General features: G+C 68.5%; 11 protein-coding genes. 7 read left to right on the forward strand and 4 right to left on the reverse strand.

Annotated elements, in window-relative coordinates:
* Positions 1–33 precede the first annotated feature (33 nt).
* The 4 genes from prpC (at position 34) to prpF (ending at position 5553) form a co-directional block, all read left to right on the forward strand.
* Positions 34–1194, forward strand: a complete 1161-nt coding sequence (gene prpC, locus E2F49_RS00205) for a bifunctional 2-methylcitrate synthase/citrate synthase (RefSeq protein ID WP_133392129.1) — start codon at positions 34–36, stop codon at positions 1192–1194.
* Between the two features lie 73 nt (positions 1195–1267).
* Entirely contained in the window at positions 1268–3865 is a 2598-nt protein-coding gene (gene acnD, locus E2F49_RS00210) for a Fe/S-dependent 2-methylisocitrate dehydratase AcnD (protein ID WP_133392130.1), read from the forward strand.
* Positions 3866–3911: 46 nt separating this feature from the next.
* Complete coding sequence (locus E2F49_RS00215; protein ID WP_133392131.1) at positions 3912–4343, forward strand: endonuclease domain-containing protein; 432 nt, start codon at positions 3912–3914, stop codon at positions 4341–4343.
* Between the two features lie 4 nt (positions 4344–4347).
* Positions 4348–5553 (forward strand): 2-methylaconitate cis-trans isomerase PrpF, encoded by a 1206-nt coding sequence (prpF, locus tag E2F49_RS00220; protein WP_133392132.1) that lies wholly within the window; start codon positions 4348–4350, stop codon positions 5551–5553.
* Between the two features lie 255 nt (positions 5554–5808).
* On the opposite strand, the gene E2F49_RS00225 is transcribed toward prpF, so the two are convergent.
* From E2F49_RS00225 to E2F49_RS16540, 4 genes are all read right to left on the reverse strand, one after another.
* Positions 5809–6423 (reverse strand): glutathione S-transferase family protein, encoded by a 615-nt coding sequence (locus E2F49_RS00225; RefSeq protein WP_133392133.1) that lies wholly within the window; start codon positions 6421–6423, stop codon positions 5809–5811.
* A gap of 76 nt (positions 6424–6499) precedes the next feature.
* Positions 6500–6979 (reverse strand): cell wall hydrolase, encoded by a 480-nt coding sequence (locus tag E2F49_RS00230; RefSeq protein ID WP_133392134.1) that lies wholly within the window; start codon positions 6977–6979, stop codon positions 6500–6502.
* Between the two features lie 373 nt (positions 6980–7352).
* Complete coding sequence (locus E2F49_RS00235; RefSeq protein WP_133392135.1) at positions 7353–9398, reverse strand: NADPH-dependent 2,4-dienoyl-CoA reductase; 2046 nt, start codon at positions 9396–9398, stop codon at positions 7353–7355.
* Positions 9399–9466: 68 nt separating this feature from the next.
* The gene (locus tag E2F49_RS16540; protein WP_208004771.1) at positions 9467–9643 is read right to left on the reverse strand and encodes a hypothetical protein; all 177 of its coding nucleotides are present in this window, start codon (positions 9641–9643) and stop codon (positions 9467–9469) included.
* A gap of 18 nt (positions 9644–9661) precedes the next feature.
* Between E2F49_RS16540 and E2F49_RS00240 the strand changes: the two genes are divergently transcribed.
* The 3 genes from E2F49_RS00240 to E2F49_RS00250 are packed head-to-tail and all read left to right on the forward strand — an operon-like array spanning position 9662 to position 14467.
* Positions 9662–10951, forward strand: coding sequence for a hypothetical protein (locus E2F49_RS00240; RefSeq protein ID WP_208004772.1), 1290 nt, complete (start codon positions 9662–9664; stop codon positions 10949–10951).
* Positions 10948–11670 carry a hypothetical protein gene (locus E2F49_RS00245; RefSeq protein WP_133392136.1) on the forward strand — a complete coding sequence of 241 codons (723 nt, stop codon included), beginning with the start codon at positions 10948–10950 and terminating at the stop codon, positions 11668–11670. Before E2F49_RS00240 ends, E2F49_RS00245 begins: the two co-directional genes overlap by 4 nt.
* Positions 11663–14467, forward strand: a complete 2805-nt coding sequence (locus E2F49_RS00250) for an AAA family ATPase (RefSeq protein ID WP_165971077.1) — start codon at positions 11663–11665, stop codon at positions 14465–14467. The genes E2F49_RS00245 and E2F49_RS00250 overlap by 8 nt, the downstream gene beginning before the upstream one ends.

A 14467-nucleotide genomic window follows, 5' to 3' on the forward strand; every position in this document is an offset into this window, starting at 1 on the left:
GCGATCCATCCAGGCATTCACCGGAGATCCCAGATGAGCGACACCGCCACCACCGCCCCCGGCTTCAAGCCGAAGAAGTCCGTCGCGCTGAGCGGCACGGCCGCCGGCAATACCGCGCTGTGCACCGTCGGCCGCAGCGGCAACGATCTGCATTACCGCGGCTACGACATCCTCGATCTCGCGCGGACCAGCGAATTCGAGGAGATCGCCTATCTGCTGGTCCACGGCAAGCTCCCGACCGAGGCGGAACTGCGCGGCTACAAGGCCAAGCTGAAGTCGCTGCGCGGCATCCCGGCGGCGGTGAAGTCCGCGCTGGAAGAGCTGCCGCCGTCGGCGCATCCGATGGATGTCATGCGCACCGGCGTGTCGGTGCTCGGCTGCGTGCAGCCGGAGAAGGACGACCACAACCATCCCGGCGCGCGCGACATCGCCGACAAGCTGATGGCCTGTCTGGGTTCGATGCTGCTGTACTGGTACCACTGGAGCCACAACGGCCGCGCGATCGACGTGGAGACCGATGACGATTCGATCGGTGGACACTTCCTGCACCTGCTGCACGGCTTCGAGCCGCGCGAGTCCTGGGTCAAGGCGATGCACACCTCGCTGATCCTCTACGCGGAGCACGAGTTCAACGCCTCGACCTTCGCCAGCCGCGTCATCGCCGGCACCGGCAGCGATATGTACTCGTGCATCACCGGCGGCATCGGCGCGCTGCGCGGGCCGAAGCACGGCGGCGCCAACGAGGTCGCGTTCGAAGTGCAGAAGCGTTACGACAATCCCGACGAAGCCGAAGCCGACATCAAGGCGCGCGTCGAGAAGAAGGAAGTCATCATCGGCTTCGGCCACCCGGTCTACACCGTCAGCGATCCGCGCAACGAGGTGATCAAGCAGGTCGCGAAGGAACTGTCGGACGAGGCGGGCAGCCGCAAGATGTACGACATCGCCGAGCGCCTGGAATCGGTGATGTGGGACATCAAGAAGATGTTCCCCAACCTCGACTGGTTCAGCGCGGTGAGCTACCACATGATGGGCGTGCCGACGGCGATGTTCACGCCGCTGTTCGTCATCGCCCGTACCGCGGGATGGAGCGCGCACGTCATCGAGCAGCGCATCGACGGCAAGATCATCCGCCCCAGCGCGCAGTACACCGGTCCCGAGGACCAGGCCTTCGTGCCGATCGCCGAACGCAAGTAAGCACGCCCGCGCCGATCCCCGCACACGCGGGGATCGCGCTGTTTCTCGTATCTCCGCATCGTTGAAGCCAGCCATGAACAGCCAGCACCGCAAACCCCTTCCCGGCACGAATCTCGACTGGTTCGACGCGCGCGCCGCCGTTGACGCGCTCGCGCCCGGCGCCTACGACCGCATGTCCTACACCGCACGCGTGCACGCCGAGAATCTGGTGCGGCGCTGCGAGCCGGCGCTGCTCGACGATGCGCTGCGTCAGCTGATCGAGCTGCGCCAGGACGTCGACTTTCCGTGGTATCCGGCGCGCGTGGTCTGCCACGACATCCTCGGCCAGACCGCGCTCGTCGACCTGGCCGGCCTGCGTGATGCGATCGCCGACCAGGGCGGCGATCCAGCGAAGGTCAATCCGGTCGTGCCGGTGCAGCTGATCGTCGACCATTCGCTGGCGGTGGAATGCGGTGGCTTCGACCCGGATGCGTTCGCGAAGAACCGTGCGATCGAGGATCGACGCAACGCCGACCGTTTCGACTTCATCGACTGGACCAAGCAGGCCTTCCACAACGTCGAGGTGATCCCGCCGGGCAACGGGATCATGCACCAGATCAATCTGGAGAAGATGTCGCCGGTGATCTACACCCAAGACGGCGTCGCATTCCCGGACACCTGCGTCGGCACCGACAGCCACACGCCGCACGTCGATGCGCTGGGCGTGATCGCCATTGGTGTCGGCGGGCTCGAAGCGGAGAACGTGATGCTCGGCCGCGCGTCGTGGATGCGAACGCCGGAGATCGTCGGCGTTGAACTTGCGGGGCGTCCCGGCCCCGGCATCACCGCGACCGACGTCGTGCTGGCGCTGACAGAGTTCCTGCGCCAGTCGAAGGTCGTCGGTGCCTATCTCGAATTCCGGGGGCCGGGCGCTGCCGCGCTGAGCATCGGTGATCGCGCGACGATTTCCAACATGGCGCCCGAGTACGGCGCCACCGCGGCGATGTTCTTCATCGACGACAACACGCTGGACTATTTGCGCCTGACCGGCCGCGAGGATGCGCAGGTCAAGCTGGTCGAGACCTACGCCAAGGCCGCCGGCCTGTGGGCCGACGCGCTGGCCGATGCGCAGTACGTGCGGACGCTGCACTTCGACCTGTCGACGGTCGTGCGCAACATGGCCGGCCCGTCGAACCCGCATCGCCGCCTGCCGACGACCGCGCTGGCCGAACGCGGCATCGCCGGCGCCTGGGAGATGCCCAGCGAAGGCACGATGCCCGACGGCGCCGTCGTCATCGCCGCGATCACCAGCTGTACCAACACCTCGAACCCGCGCAACGTCATCGCCGCCGCGCTGCTCGCGCGCAATGCGAACGCGCGCGGCCTGACCCGCAAGCCGTGGGTCAAGACCTCGCTCGCGCCCGGCTCGAAGGCCGTCGAGCTGTACCTGCAGGAAAGCGGCCTGCTGCCGGAACTCGAGCAGCTCGGCTTCGGCATCGTCGCGTTCGCCTGCACCACCTGCAACGGCATGAGTGGCGCGCTGGATCCGGCGATCCAGCAGGAGATCATCGACCGCGACCTGTACGCGACCGCCGTGCTCAGCGGCAACCGCAACTTCGACGGCCGTATCCATCCCTACGCCAAGCAGGCCTTCCTCGCATCGCCGCCGCTGGTCATCGCCTACGCGATTGCCGGCACTGTGCGCTTCGACATCGAGCAGGATGTGCTCGGCATCGACGCCGACGGCCACGCGGTCACGCTGAAGGACATCTGGCCGAGCGACGCCGAGATCGACGCGGTGGTGAAGGCCAGCGTCAAGCCGGAACAGTTCCGCGCCGTCTACGGCCCGATGTTCAAGCTGCACGTCGACAACGGCGAGCGTGTCGCGCCGCTGTACGACTGGCGCGAGATGAGCACCTACATCCGCCGTCCCCCGTACTGGGAAGGTGCGCTCGCCGGCGAACGCACGCTGACCGGCATGCGCCCGCTGGCGGTGCTGGGCGACAACATCACCACCGACCACCTGTCGCCATCGAACGCGATCCTCGCCAGCAGCGCGGCCGGCGAGTACCTGGCCAAGATGGGCGTGCCGGAGGAGGACTTCAATTCCTACGCCACGCATCGCGGCGACCACCTGACCGCGCAGCGCGCCACCTTCGCCAATCCCAAGCTCGTCAACGAAATGGCGATCGTCGACGGCGCGATCAAGCAGGGCTCGCTCGCCCGCATCGAACCCGACGGTCAGGTCGTGCGCATGTGGGAAGCGATCGAGACCTACATGGACCGTCGCCAGCCGCTGATCATCGTGGCCGGCGCCGACTACGGCCAAGGCAGTTCGCGCGACTGGGCCGCCAAGGGCGTGCGCCTGGCTGGCGTGGAAGCGATCGTCGCCGAGGGCTTCGAGCGCATCCACCGCACCAACCTGATCGGCATGGGCGTGCTGCCGCTGGAGTTCCAGCCCGGTGTGACCCGGCTGACGCTGGGCATCGACGGCACCGAAACCTTCGATGTCACAGGTGAACGCACCCCGCGCGCGATGCTCACGCTCGTGATCCACCGCAAGGACGGCACGCAGTTGTCGGTGCCGGTGACCTGCCGCCTCGATACCGCCGAAGAAGTCTCGATCTACGAGGCCGGTGGTGTGCTGCAGCGATTTGCGCAGGATTTTCTGGAGTCGTCAAAAGCCGCATGATCAAAAGCCCCTCTCCCCTCGCGGGAGAGGGGTTGGGGAGAGGGGGATGGATCAACGCGCATTCGCCAGACAGCTCCGCCGCAACATGACCGATGCCGAGCACCTGCTCTGGCGGCACCTCCGCGCCCACCGCTTCGATGGACAGAAATTCCGACGGCAGCAGCCCATCGGCCCCTACATCGTCGACTTCGTGCATTTTGGAGCGCGCTTGATTGTTGAAGCTGACGGGGGCCAGCATCTCGATTCGCGACAGGACACTGCACGCGATGCGTGGCTGAAAGACCAGGCCTTCCAGATACTGCGCTTCTGGAACGATGACATTCTGCAGCGCACGGAAGCGGTGCTTGAAGCCATCTGGAATGCGCTGCAGGAAGCGCCCCTCTCCCCCGACCCCTCTCCCGCAAGGGGAGAGGGGAGCCAAGCGGAATCCGATGCCTCTCCAAAGACCGTGAGCGGCAAGCAGACACAGAGCGAGTGAACTCATGACCTACGCCCCCCAACTCCGCATCCCCGCCACCTACATGCGCGGTGGCACTTCGAAAGGCGTGTTCTTCCGCCTCGAAGACCTGCCTCCCGCCGCGCAGGTGCCCGGCGCCGCGCGCGATGCATTGCTGATGCGGGTCATCGGTTCGCCCGATCCGTACGCCAAACACACTGACGGCATGGGCGGTGCGACCTCGTCGACCAGCAAGTGCGTGATCATCTCCCGGTCCACGCAGCCCGATCACGACGTCGACTACCTCTACGGCCAGGTGTCGATCGACACCGCGTTCGTCGACTGGAGCGGCAACTGCGGCAACCTCAGCACGGCGGTCGGTCCGTTCGCGATCGCCAACGGCTTCATCGATGTATCGAGGATCCCGCGCGAGGGCACCGTCGCGGTGCGCGTGTGGCAGGCGAACATCGGCAAGACCATCATCGTGCACGTGCCGATCCAGGACGGGCAGGTGCAGGAGACCGGTGATTTCGAGCTCGACGGCGTGACCTTCCCGGCCGCGGAGATCGTGCTGGAATTCGTCGATCCGGCCGACGAGGGCGAGGACGGCGGCGCGATGTTTCCGACCGGACACATCGTCGACGATCTCGACGTCCCCGGCGTCGGCACGCTGCAGGTCACGATGATCAATGCCGGCATTCCGACCGTGTTCGTCGATGCGGCTGCGATCGGTTACACCGGCACCGAGCTGCAGGGCGCGATCAACGGCGATGCGAAAGCGCTGGCGATGTTCGAGGCGATCCGCGCACATGCCGCGGTGCGCATGGGGCTGATCGACGATGTGTCCGAAGCAGCGAAGCGGCAGCACACGCCCAAGGTCGCGTTCGTCGCACCGCCGCGCGATCACGTGGTGTCCAGTGGCAAGACGATCGCCACCGGCGACATCGATCTGCTCGTGCGCGCGCTGTCGATGGGCAAGCTGCACCACGCGATGATGGGCACGGCGGCGGTGGCGATCGGTACCGCGGCGGCGATTCCCGGCACGCTGGTGAATCTGGCGGCGGGTGGCGGCGCGCGCACCTCTGTACGTTTCGGACATCCCTCCGGCACGCTGCGCGTCGGTGCTGAAGCGGCCCAGGTCGACGGTCAGTGGACCGTGTCGAAGGCGATCATGTCGCGCTCGGCACGCGTGTTGATGGAAGGTGCGATCCGCGTGCCGGCCGACACCATGGATGCGCCTGCCGGGACTTGACGGCCGCCGCAGCACAGGGTCCGGATGCATCATCCACAGCGGATGTGGATGACCCGCTGACAAGTCTGTGGATAAGGGGCGCGACCCCGCATGGCGCGCGGTGCGCGAACGGCTGGTTAAATTTTCGCCACTGTGGCCGGATGCGCGCGAACCGATGCTTGACCCGCGCATGCGGGCATGCCTCCGGCGCCCGAGCCGCACCTCCAGAACGCAGAACGGGGCCGAGGCCCCGTTCCGTGTGCAGCGATGCAGGTGTCAGATCAGGCCTTCGGCCGTCATCGCCGCCTGCACGCCGGCATCGGCGCGCATGCGCGCATCGAAGGCGTGCAGGTTGTCGAGGCCGCCCAAATCGGGCTTCAGGCGCTTGGCCCACTGCAGGGTCACGAACAGATAGGGATCGGCGATCGAGCGCGTGCCGACGAGATAGTCGCGACCGGCGAGCTGCGCATCGAGACGTTCGTAGAAGCCGCGGATCTTCGTCATCGCCTGCTTGCGCGTGGCGTCGACCGCGTCGGCGTTGTCGAGGTACTTGGTGCTGCCGAACAGCGGATGGAAGGCCGGGTGCAGGTCGGCATTGAGCAGCGCCAGCCAGCGGTTGACCTCGGCGCGACCTTGCGGCGTGCCGTCGCCCCCGAGCTTCGCATCGGGATGCGCATCGGCCAGGTAGTTGAGGATCGCGGCGTTCTGGGTCAGCACCCAGTCGCCCTCGACCAGCACCGGCACCGCGCCGGCAGGGTTGAGTGCGAGGAACGGCGCTTCCTTCATCTGCGTCGCGTCGACGACGCGTGCCTCGAACGGGGCGCCGATCCACTGCAGGACGATGTGGTCGGCCAGCGAGCAGGCGCCGGGCTTGGTGTAGAGAGTGCGCATGGCGGTCCGGTGTTTGAACGGGGCCGCCATCATGCGCCGGGCACTGCGGGGGCGAAAGCCATCCGCCTGGAACGGATCAACCGCGCTCGCTGTCCGTGGCCGGACGCGCCGGGCGCAGCGACTGCACGCGCAGGAAGGTGTGATCGCCGATCGTCGCGACCTGCTGCGCGCTGCGCCACGACGGGGCGGCGATCGCGTGGGCCATGAAGTGGCTGGCGCCAGGCACGACCTGGCGGCGCTGTTCGGGCGGCAGCGCCCAGTTGCGTTCCGATTCCAGTGCCACGCTGACCGCGCGGGTCCAGGCATTGGTGTTGGCCAGCCGGGTGTTCGGCGACAGGATCGTCGGGGCGAACTGCTTGCGCGCGGTCACGACCTCGCACATCGACTCGCCCCAAAGACCGCTCTCCTGGCGGCGCAGTGCGACTTCGGCCACCGCTTCCTGTCCACGGACGGACTGGTCGCGGGCTTCCAGATACACCGTCGTGCTCAGACAGAGCGAATCGGCGGCGGGGGGCGGCAGCACGGAGGCCAGCCACATCACCCATTCGAGTTTCATCAACGACTCCTTGCTGCGTTGCGCCGGACCGCACGTCGTCATCTCCCCGCAAGGAGATACGCAGACGACTGCGACAACCGGCATGGCGTATTGGGGAGGGCGGCGGACTCTGTGGTGCGCTTGATCGCCCGGGCACCGAAGTCCGCAGAAGGCGGGTCGGGCCGGTGTCCCGCCGAAGGGGGCGGAACGAAGTGCGGGCACGGTAGCCCCGGTTTTTCGAATCAAACGTGAATGCGGGGCACTGGTGCGCCCGCGCCGTTTGTGGCTGGACCGGCAGTTTTCCGACGCCTATTCAGCTTTGTGTCGCTGGTGGCGCGCTGTAGGTCGTCTGGTTTTCATGGAGCCGCAATCCTGAACGCGGTCCAGAATTCCGTCACAACTTCGCGGCGAGGCGACTCGCCTGCGCGATCGCGCGCTTGGCATCGAGTTCGGCAGCCACGTCGGCACCGCCCACCAGATGAACCACGCGGCCGGCAGCCTGCAGCGCCGCATGCAGGTCGCGGCGCGGCTCCTGCCCGGCGCAGACCACGACATGATCGACTGGCAGCACCTGCTCGGCGCCGTCAACGCGGATGCGCAACCCGGCATCGTCGACGCCGAGGTATTCCACGCCGCCGAGCATGGTCACGCCCTTGGCCTTCAGCGTGCCGCGGTGGATCCAGCCGGTGGTCTTGCCCAGTCGCGCGCCGGGCCGGCCGGCACTGCGCTGCAGTAGCCAGAGCTTGCGCGCGGGCGGGGCGGGGGCGGGCGGGACGAGGCCGCCGGGCGTTTCGAAGGCGGGGTCGACGCCCCATTCGCGCATCCACGCCGCCGCATCGAGGCTCGGCGAGGCGCCGGCGTGTTCGACCAGGAACTCGCCAACGTCGAAGCCGATGCCGCCGGCGCCGATGATCGCCGCTCGCGCGCCGACCTGGACGCGACCCTCGATGACATCGATGTAGCCGACGACCTTAGGATGGTCGTGGCCGGGGAAGTCGACCGCGCGCGGCACCACGCCCGTGGCCAGCACCACGACATCGAAGCCCGACAGATCCTCGGCGCTCACCGGCGTCGAGAGCTGCAGGTCCACGCCGGTCTCGACGATGCGCTGGCGGAAATAGCGCAGTGTCTCGTCGAACTCTTCCTTGCCGGGAATGCGCCGGGCGAGGTTGAACTGGCCACCGATGTCGGCGGCGGCATCGAACAGCGTCACCGCATGCCCGCGTTGCGCGGCGACGGTCGCGCACGCCAGCCCTGCCGGACCCGCGCCGACCACGGCGACGCGCAGCGGCGTGGCTGCGGGGAAGTAGTTGAGTTCGGTCTCCGCGCAGGCGCGCGGATTGACCAGGCAGCTCGCGGTGCGGTTTGCGAACACGTGATCGAGGCAGGCCTGGTTGCAGGCGATGCAGGTGTTGATGCGCTCGGGTGTGCCGGCGCGCGCCTTGGCGACCCATTGCGGGTCGGCCAGCAGCGGCCGCGCCATCGACACCATGTCTGCGTCGCCTCGGCTGAGAATGCGCTCGGCGACGTCGGGCATGTTGATGCGGTTGGTCGCGACCAGCGGCAATGTCACGTGCGGACGCAGCTTGGCGGTGACGCCGGCGAAGGCGGCGCGCGGCACGGATGTCGCGATCGTCGGCACGCGGGCCTCGTGCCAGCCGATGCCGGTGTTGAGGATCGTCGCGCCCGCAGCTTCGATCGCCCGCGCCTGGGTCACGATGTCGTCCCAGGCCGAGCCGTCCGGCACCAGTTCCAGCATCGACAGGCGATAGACGATGATGAAATCGTCGCCGGCGGCCGCGCGCATCCGGCGCACGATCTCGGTCGCGAAGCGCATGCGCTGCGCGGTGTCCCCGCCCCAGGCGTCCTCGCGCACGTTCGTGCGGCGGCTGAGGAACTGGTTGATCAGATAGCCCTCGCTGCCCATGACCTCGACGCCGTCGTAGCCGGCTTCGCGGGCGAGCTTCGCGGCGCGGGCATACCCGTCGATCGTGCGTTCGACGCCGCGCGCCGACAGCGCCCGCGGGGTGAAGGGATTGATCGGCGCCTTGATCCGGCTCGGCGCGACCTGCAGCGGGTGATAGCCGTAGCGGCCGGCGTGCAGCAGCTGCAGACAGATCTTCGCATCGTGGCCATGCACGGCTTCGGTGACCTGCCGGTGCCGGCGTGTTTCCCAGCGCCACGACAGCTTGCCGCCGAAGGGCTTGAGCCAGCCGGCGATGTCGGGCGAGAAGCCGCCGGTGACGATCAGGCCCACGCCGCCCTCGGCGCGTTCGGCGAAATAGCGCGCAAGCTTCGGAAAGTCGGCGGCGCGGTCTTCGAGGCCGGTGTGCATCGAGCCCATCAGCACGCGGTTGCGCAGCGTGGTGAATCCGAGATCGAGCGGCGCCAGCAGGTGCGGGTAGGGCGCGGCGGCAGGCTGGCCGGAGGCTGGCGTCATGAGATGGATACGGCTGCGTATGGATCGGCCAGCGTGCCGGGAAAGCCGCGGTCCCGCAAGCGGGCCTGTCAAGAGTTGCCAGCCGCGGGCCGCGCCTTGAACATGGCGCCCCGCTTCCAGGGACGGCCGCCATCCAACCCTTCCAGGACTACCTGCGCGACGGCATCGCCGCTGCCGATCTGCCGGACCTGCATCCGCTGCTCGCCGCGCGCGAACAGATCCGCGCGTTCTCGACGCTGTTCCACGGCGGCGAGGAAATCGTGATGGTGCGCCTGCTGGTGCTGCGCACGATCGGCGCGCGCGGCGACGCGCCGGAATGGTCGCCCCAGGAACTGCGCGAGCACTTCGCCTTCCTCGATCCGGTCAAGTTCGACACGGTGATCGGCCGCCTGCGCGACAACGGCCTACTGGCCTGGGACATGCAGAGCCAACGCTATCGCATCAGTCCGGTCGGCCGTCAGGCGCTGTCGGCGCTGGGCCTGCTGCTGCAGTTCAATGCGGAAGGGGATGAGCTCGCCTACGTCACTGCGCAGCTCGCGGCGGGCCAGTCGGTGGGCAAGGTCGGCGCGTCCGATCTGCAGCATCTGCTGTCGCGCCTCAACGAACTGCGCGAGGACTTCGACCAGGCCGTGCTCAGCGGCTCGGAGCACCGCATCCGCCAGGCCGCCGACACGCTGCAGTCGGTCTGGCACTGGGTGGAGAAGGGCACCGAGCTGATCCGCGCGATCGCGGCCGACGACGATCTCGATGTCGCCACGCATCGCGTGGCCCAGCAGATCGGCCGCGCGCAGAGCGCGATGCTGCGGCAGGCGTCCGTGTTCCAGCGTGCACTCAACCAGCTCGACCGGCATCGCGTGCACCTGGGTGCGAGCGGCCTGTCGTCGTCCGACGTGAACCGCTTTCTTCGCGACTGCACGATCGACTCGCTGGCCGACCTCGCGAGCGATGCGCTGACGCTGTCGCCGCAGCCGGCCTTCGTGCTGGGGCCGATCGCGCTCGACATCGCCGAGTACGAGCTCGTCGAACGCGAGCGCGAAGCATCCGCCGACACCGGCATGCCGCCGCCGCGTCATGCGCCCGAGGACCTGCAGGCACCGGCCGCGACCGAGGACTACGCGCATGCCGCACAGTGGCTCGACCAGCTCGCGTCGCTGGATGCCGTCGCGCCGCTCGGCGATTGGGTGCCGCAGGACAGCTTCGCGGTCAGCGCCTACCGCCTGTCGCTGCTGGGCCTGATTGGCGATGCCGGCGCGGAGAACCGCAGCGGCGTCAGCGCCGGCCTCGCGCAGCTGCCGATGCAGTGGCGCGTCGATGCGGCGATCGAACGCATCGAGCGCGCCGGCGTCGCATTGATGAGTCGCGGCCGGCTGTTGCCTGCGGGTGCCGTCGACGAGATCGTCGAGATCGACGTGCCCGACATGTCCGCGCACGGCATCGATGCATCGACTGCAGACGACGCACCGGCCGACGTTCCGGCACGTAAACGCCGTACCCGCATTTCCACGGAGGCCGGCGACGCGCCGGCGCCCGCACGACGCAAGAAGACCGCATGACCGACACCACCGCTTCCCTGATCGCGCGGCTGCTGGCCGAGCGCTGGCTGCCGCGCGAAGACCGCGCGGTGCGCCAGATGCTCGTCGACGCCGAACTGCGCGACGACCTCGACCGCCGCCTTGCCGCCGCCGGCATGCGCCTGCTCGAACATCCCTATGCGGCAAACGTCGCGGTCGGCATCGCGAAACAGTACGAAGCCGACGTGTTCGGCCACGGCGATGCCTGGGCCGCCAGCAACCTGCAACTCAGCCGCGATGCGCTGGCGCTGCTGGTGGTGCTGTGGTCGCTGCTGGTGCTGCCCAAGCGCCAGCGCCAGATCGCGCGCCAGCAGACCGATCTGTCACAGGACCAGGAACAGATGTTCGCCGAGCTCAAGCCGGTGCCGGTGGGTGCGGAAGTGGTCGAACCGATCAACGAACGCACGCTGCTGGCCGACTTCGGCGCCCAGCTCGGCGGCAAGGGCCGCATCCACATGAATCTCGGCACGCTGCAGCGGCAGGGTTTCATCGTGCGGCGCAAGGAGCGCATCCACGAAGGACCGCTGCTGGATCTGGCCTTCGACTACGAACGCATCGCCAACCGCGTGATGGATGGCGCGCTGGCGCACGTGATCGCCGAGAGCCGTTCGGCGCGGCGCGAGGACGTCGACGCGGCCGATGTGCCGGATGACGACGGCGAGACGATCGACACACTGGACGAGGCGCAGGCCGATGTTTGAGTTCCGCAGCCTCGAAGTCGTGCACTGGGATTACTGGCAGCGCTACGCGCTGCCGCTCGATGCCTCGATCATCACCGTCGTCGGCCCGAACGGCTCGGGCAAGACCACGCTGCTCGACGCGCTGCGCACGCTGCTGGCAATCGACGATCGCGACATGGCGCGCGACTACAAGACCTATCTGCGCCACAACGGCAAGCCGTTCGCCTGGCTGCGCGCGGTGGTCAGCAATCCGGTCGACCGTCGCGGCCGCCGTGCGTTCTTCCCGTGCATGGACGAGCAGGTGACCATCGCCTGTCGCGTGCGCAAGCGTGGCGGCGACTGGACGCGCGACTACCAGATCGTCGCCGGCGACGTGCCGGTCGAACAGCTCGATGCCGGTGGCGAATGGCTGGGCGTACGCGACTATCGCGTGCGTCTGGCCGGCGCCGGCCTGAGTCGTGCGATCTGCCGTGTGCTGACGCTGGAGCAGGGCGCCACCGACAAGCTCTGCCAGCTCTCGCCGCGCGAACTGCTGCAACTGGTCTTCGACGTGTTCGAGGACAAGGCGGTGATGGACGACTACCAGCGGGCCCGCGCCGAACAGTTCGACATCGACAAGGAGATCGTCGAACTGCAGCAGGGCCTGGCGGAACTGCACCTGCGCCTGGAATCCGCGCGCGCCGACGTGCGCTCCTACGAGGACGGCATGGCGCTGCGCAACCAGCGCCAGACGCTGGAGGCGGAAATCGCGCCGAAGGTAGAACTGGCCGATCTGCGCGCGACCATCGACGGTGCGAAGCCGCGCCTGACCGGCCTGCGTCGCGGCCTGCGCGAGCGCGAGCGCAGCTATGCCGAACTGCAGGCGCAGGAGGACGCCTCCGTCGAAGCGCGCAGCGGGCTCGGGGCGTCGATCGCCGACGCACGTGCCGGGCTGAAAGCTGCGGAGACCCGCTTCACCCACGCGCGCGACCAAGCGCGTGATGCCGAGCAACTGGTGCGCCGCCACGACGAGCTTGCGCGGCTGCAGGCCGAACGCGGCGGCGCCGACGTCGACGCGTTGAGCCGCGAGGTCGAACAGGGCCGTCGTCGCCAGGCCGAACTGCGGCTCGAAGCCGACCGCGACCGCACGCGCAGCGGCGAGATCGCCGCCCAGGTCGCCGCGCTGCGCGGCGGTGGCCGTGTGGTCGAACCCTTCGAGCGTGACTTCCGCGCCGCACTCGATCGCGCCGACATCGGCCACGCGGTGTTGACCGAACTGGTCGAGATCGCCGATCCACAGTGGGCCGTCGCGATCGAGGCCGTGCTGGCGCCTTACCGGCATCTGCTGGTGCTCGATTCGCCGCGCGATGCGCGCGAGGCCTGGCAGCTCGGCGAGAAGCTGCAGTACCGGCACTTCGTCGTCGCCGAGCGTGCGCCGGCCGGGCCGGCGACGCGGGGCTCGCTGCTGGAAGTGGTGCGCTTCAATGCCGATCCGCCGGCGTGGTTGCCGCGCCAGCTCGACCGTGTGCAGCGCGTCGCCGATGTGGAAGCCGGCCAGCGTCTGCCCAAGGGCCAGGACTGGATTACCGCGCAGGGCTATCTGCGCGAGCACCGCGGCGGTCGCCACATCGGCGGTGGTCAGCAGCATTTCGGCACCGGTGCGCGCGAGGCGCGACTGGCGTCGCTGCATGCCGAAGCGGTCGAGATCCAGGATCGTGCGCAGGCGCGCGAAGACACGATGGCGACGCTGGTGCGCGAAGTCGACAGCGCGCAGACGCGGTTGCTGGGTCTTGATGCAGGCCAGGAGCTGGTGACCCGCGCGGCTGAGTTCGCCGATGCGCAGGCGCGTCTGCCCGGTCTGGCCGATGCCGCGCAATCCGCAGTCATCGCACTCGCCGAGGCCCGCAGCGCGCTCGATGCGTGCGAGGCGCAGGACCGCGACGGCAGCATCGCCGCCGCCACGCGCGCCGGTGAACTGCGCGCGCTGGCGCAGGAGCTGCGCGACCGCGGCAGCCAGATCGCGCAGGAGCGCGTGGGGCTGGTGCAGCGCATGGTCGACTTCCGCAAGCGCCGCTCGAAGATGCCGGTCGAATGGCGCAGCCGTGATGCGCTTCGCGTCGCACGCGAGGCCTACGAGAGCGCCGGCGCAGTCCGTCGCGAACTCGAACGGATCGACGAGCGTCTGGAACGCGGCAGCTTCGTCGAAGACCCCGCCTGCGTGGCGATGCGCGACAAGTTCGCCGCCGATCACGACGCGCTGGAAGCCGCGATCGGCAAGCGCGAGGCGCATCTGCATCGCGCGCGCCGGATCACCGAGGATGCGCGCGGCGCCTACATCAACGTGCTGCGCGCGACGGTGCGCCGCTATCGCAAGAACCTAAGCGCACTCGGCGAACTCGCCGGCATCGGCGTCGATGTCGAGATGCCCGAACTCGCCAACGAGGACGTCGCGCTGGCGCAGGCGGGCCTGACGGTGCGTTTCGATTTCGATCGCAAAGGCTGGATCGGCCTCGACGACGGCGAGGCCTCCGGTGGTCAGCAGGTCATGAAGTCGTTGCTGCTGCTGGTCGCGCTGCTGCGTGACGAGGACCAGCCGGGCGGCTTCGTCTTCATCGACGAACCCTTCGCGCATCTGGACGTGGCCAACATCGAGAAGGTCGGCCGCTTCCTGCGCAGCACCGACGCGCAGTACATCCTGACCACGCCGATCACGCACAACCTCAACGTGTTCGAGCCGTCGGACCTGGTGCTGGCGACCAGCAAGCGGCGAGCGGGCAGTGCCTGGGCCGAGCCGGTGGCGGTGCTCAAGCGCGATCGCAGCGAGGCCGCCGCAGCCTGA

The sequence above is a fragment of the Luteimonas terrae genome, assembly GCF_004358165.1.
Taxonomy (GTDB): domain Bacteria; phylum Pseudomonadota; class Gammaproteobacteria; order Xanthomonadales; family Xanthomonadaceae; genus Luteimonas; species Luteimonas terrae.

Coding starts and splice junctions, on each gene's coding strand:
- prpC (WP_133392129.1), top strand. CDS start 34: ATGAGCGACACCGCCACCACCGCCCCCGGCTTCAAGCCGAAGAAGTCC.
- acnD (WP_133392130.1), top strand. CDS start 1,268: ATGAACAGCCAGCACCGCAAACCCCTTCCCGGCACGAATCTCGACTGG.
- E2F49_RS00215 (WP_133392131.1), top strand. CDS start 3,912: ATGGATCAACGCGCATTCGCCAGACAGCTCCGCCGCAACATGACCGAT.
- prpF (WP_133392132.1), top strand. CDS start 4,348: ATGACCTACGCCCCCCAACTCCGCATCCCCGCCACCTACATGCGCGGT.
- E2F49_RS00225 (WP_133392133.1), bottom strand. CDS start 6,423: ATGCGCACTCTCTACACCAAGCCCGGCGCCTGCTCGCTGGCCGACCAC.
- E2F49_RS00230 (WP_133392134.1), bottom strand. CDS start 6,979: ATGAAACTCGAATGGGTGATGTGGCTGGCCTCCGTGCTGCCGCCCCCC.
- E2F49_RS00235 (WP_133392135.1), bottom strand. CDS start 9,398: ATGACGCCAGCCTCCGGCCAGCCTGCCGCCGCGCCCTACCCGCACCTG.
- E2F49_RS00240 (WP_208004772.1), top strand. CDS start 9,662: ATGGTGCGCCTGCTGGTGCTGCGCACGATCGGCGCGCGCGGCGACGCG.
- E2F49_RS00245 (WP_133392136.1), top strand. CDS start 10,948: ATGACCGACACCACCGCTTCCCTGATCGCGCGGCTGCTGGCCGAGCGC.
- E2F49_RS00250 (WP_165971077.1), top strand. CDS start 11,663: ATGTTTGAGTTCCGCAGCCTCGAAGTCGTGCACTGGGATTACTGGCAG.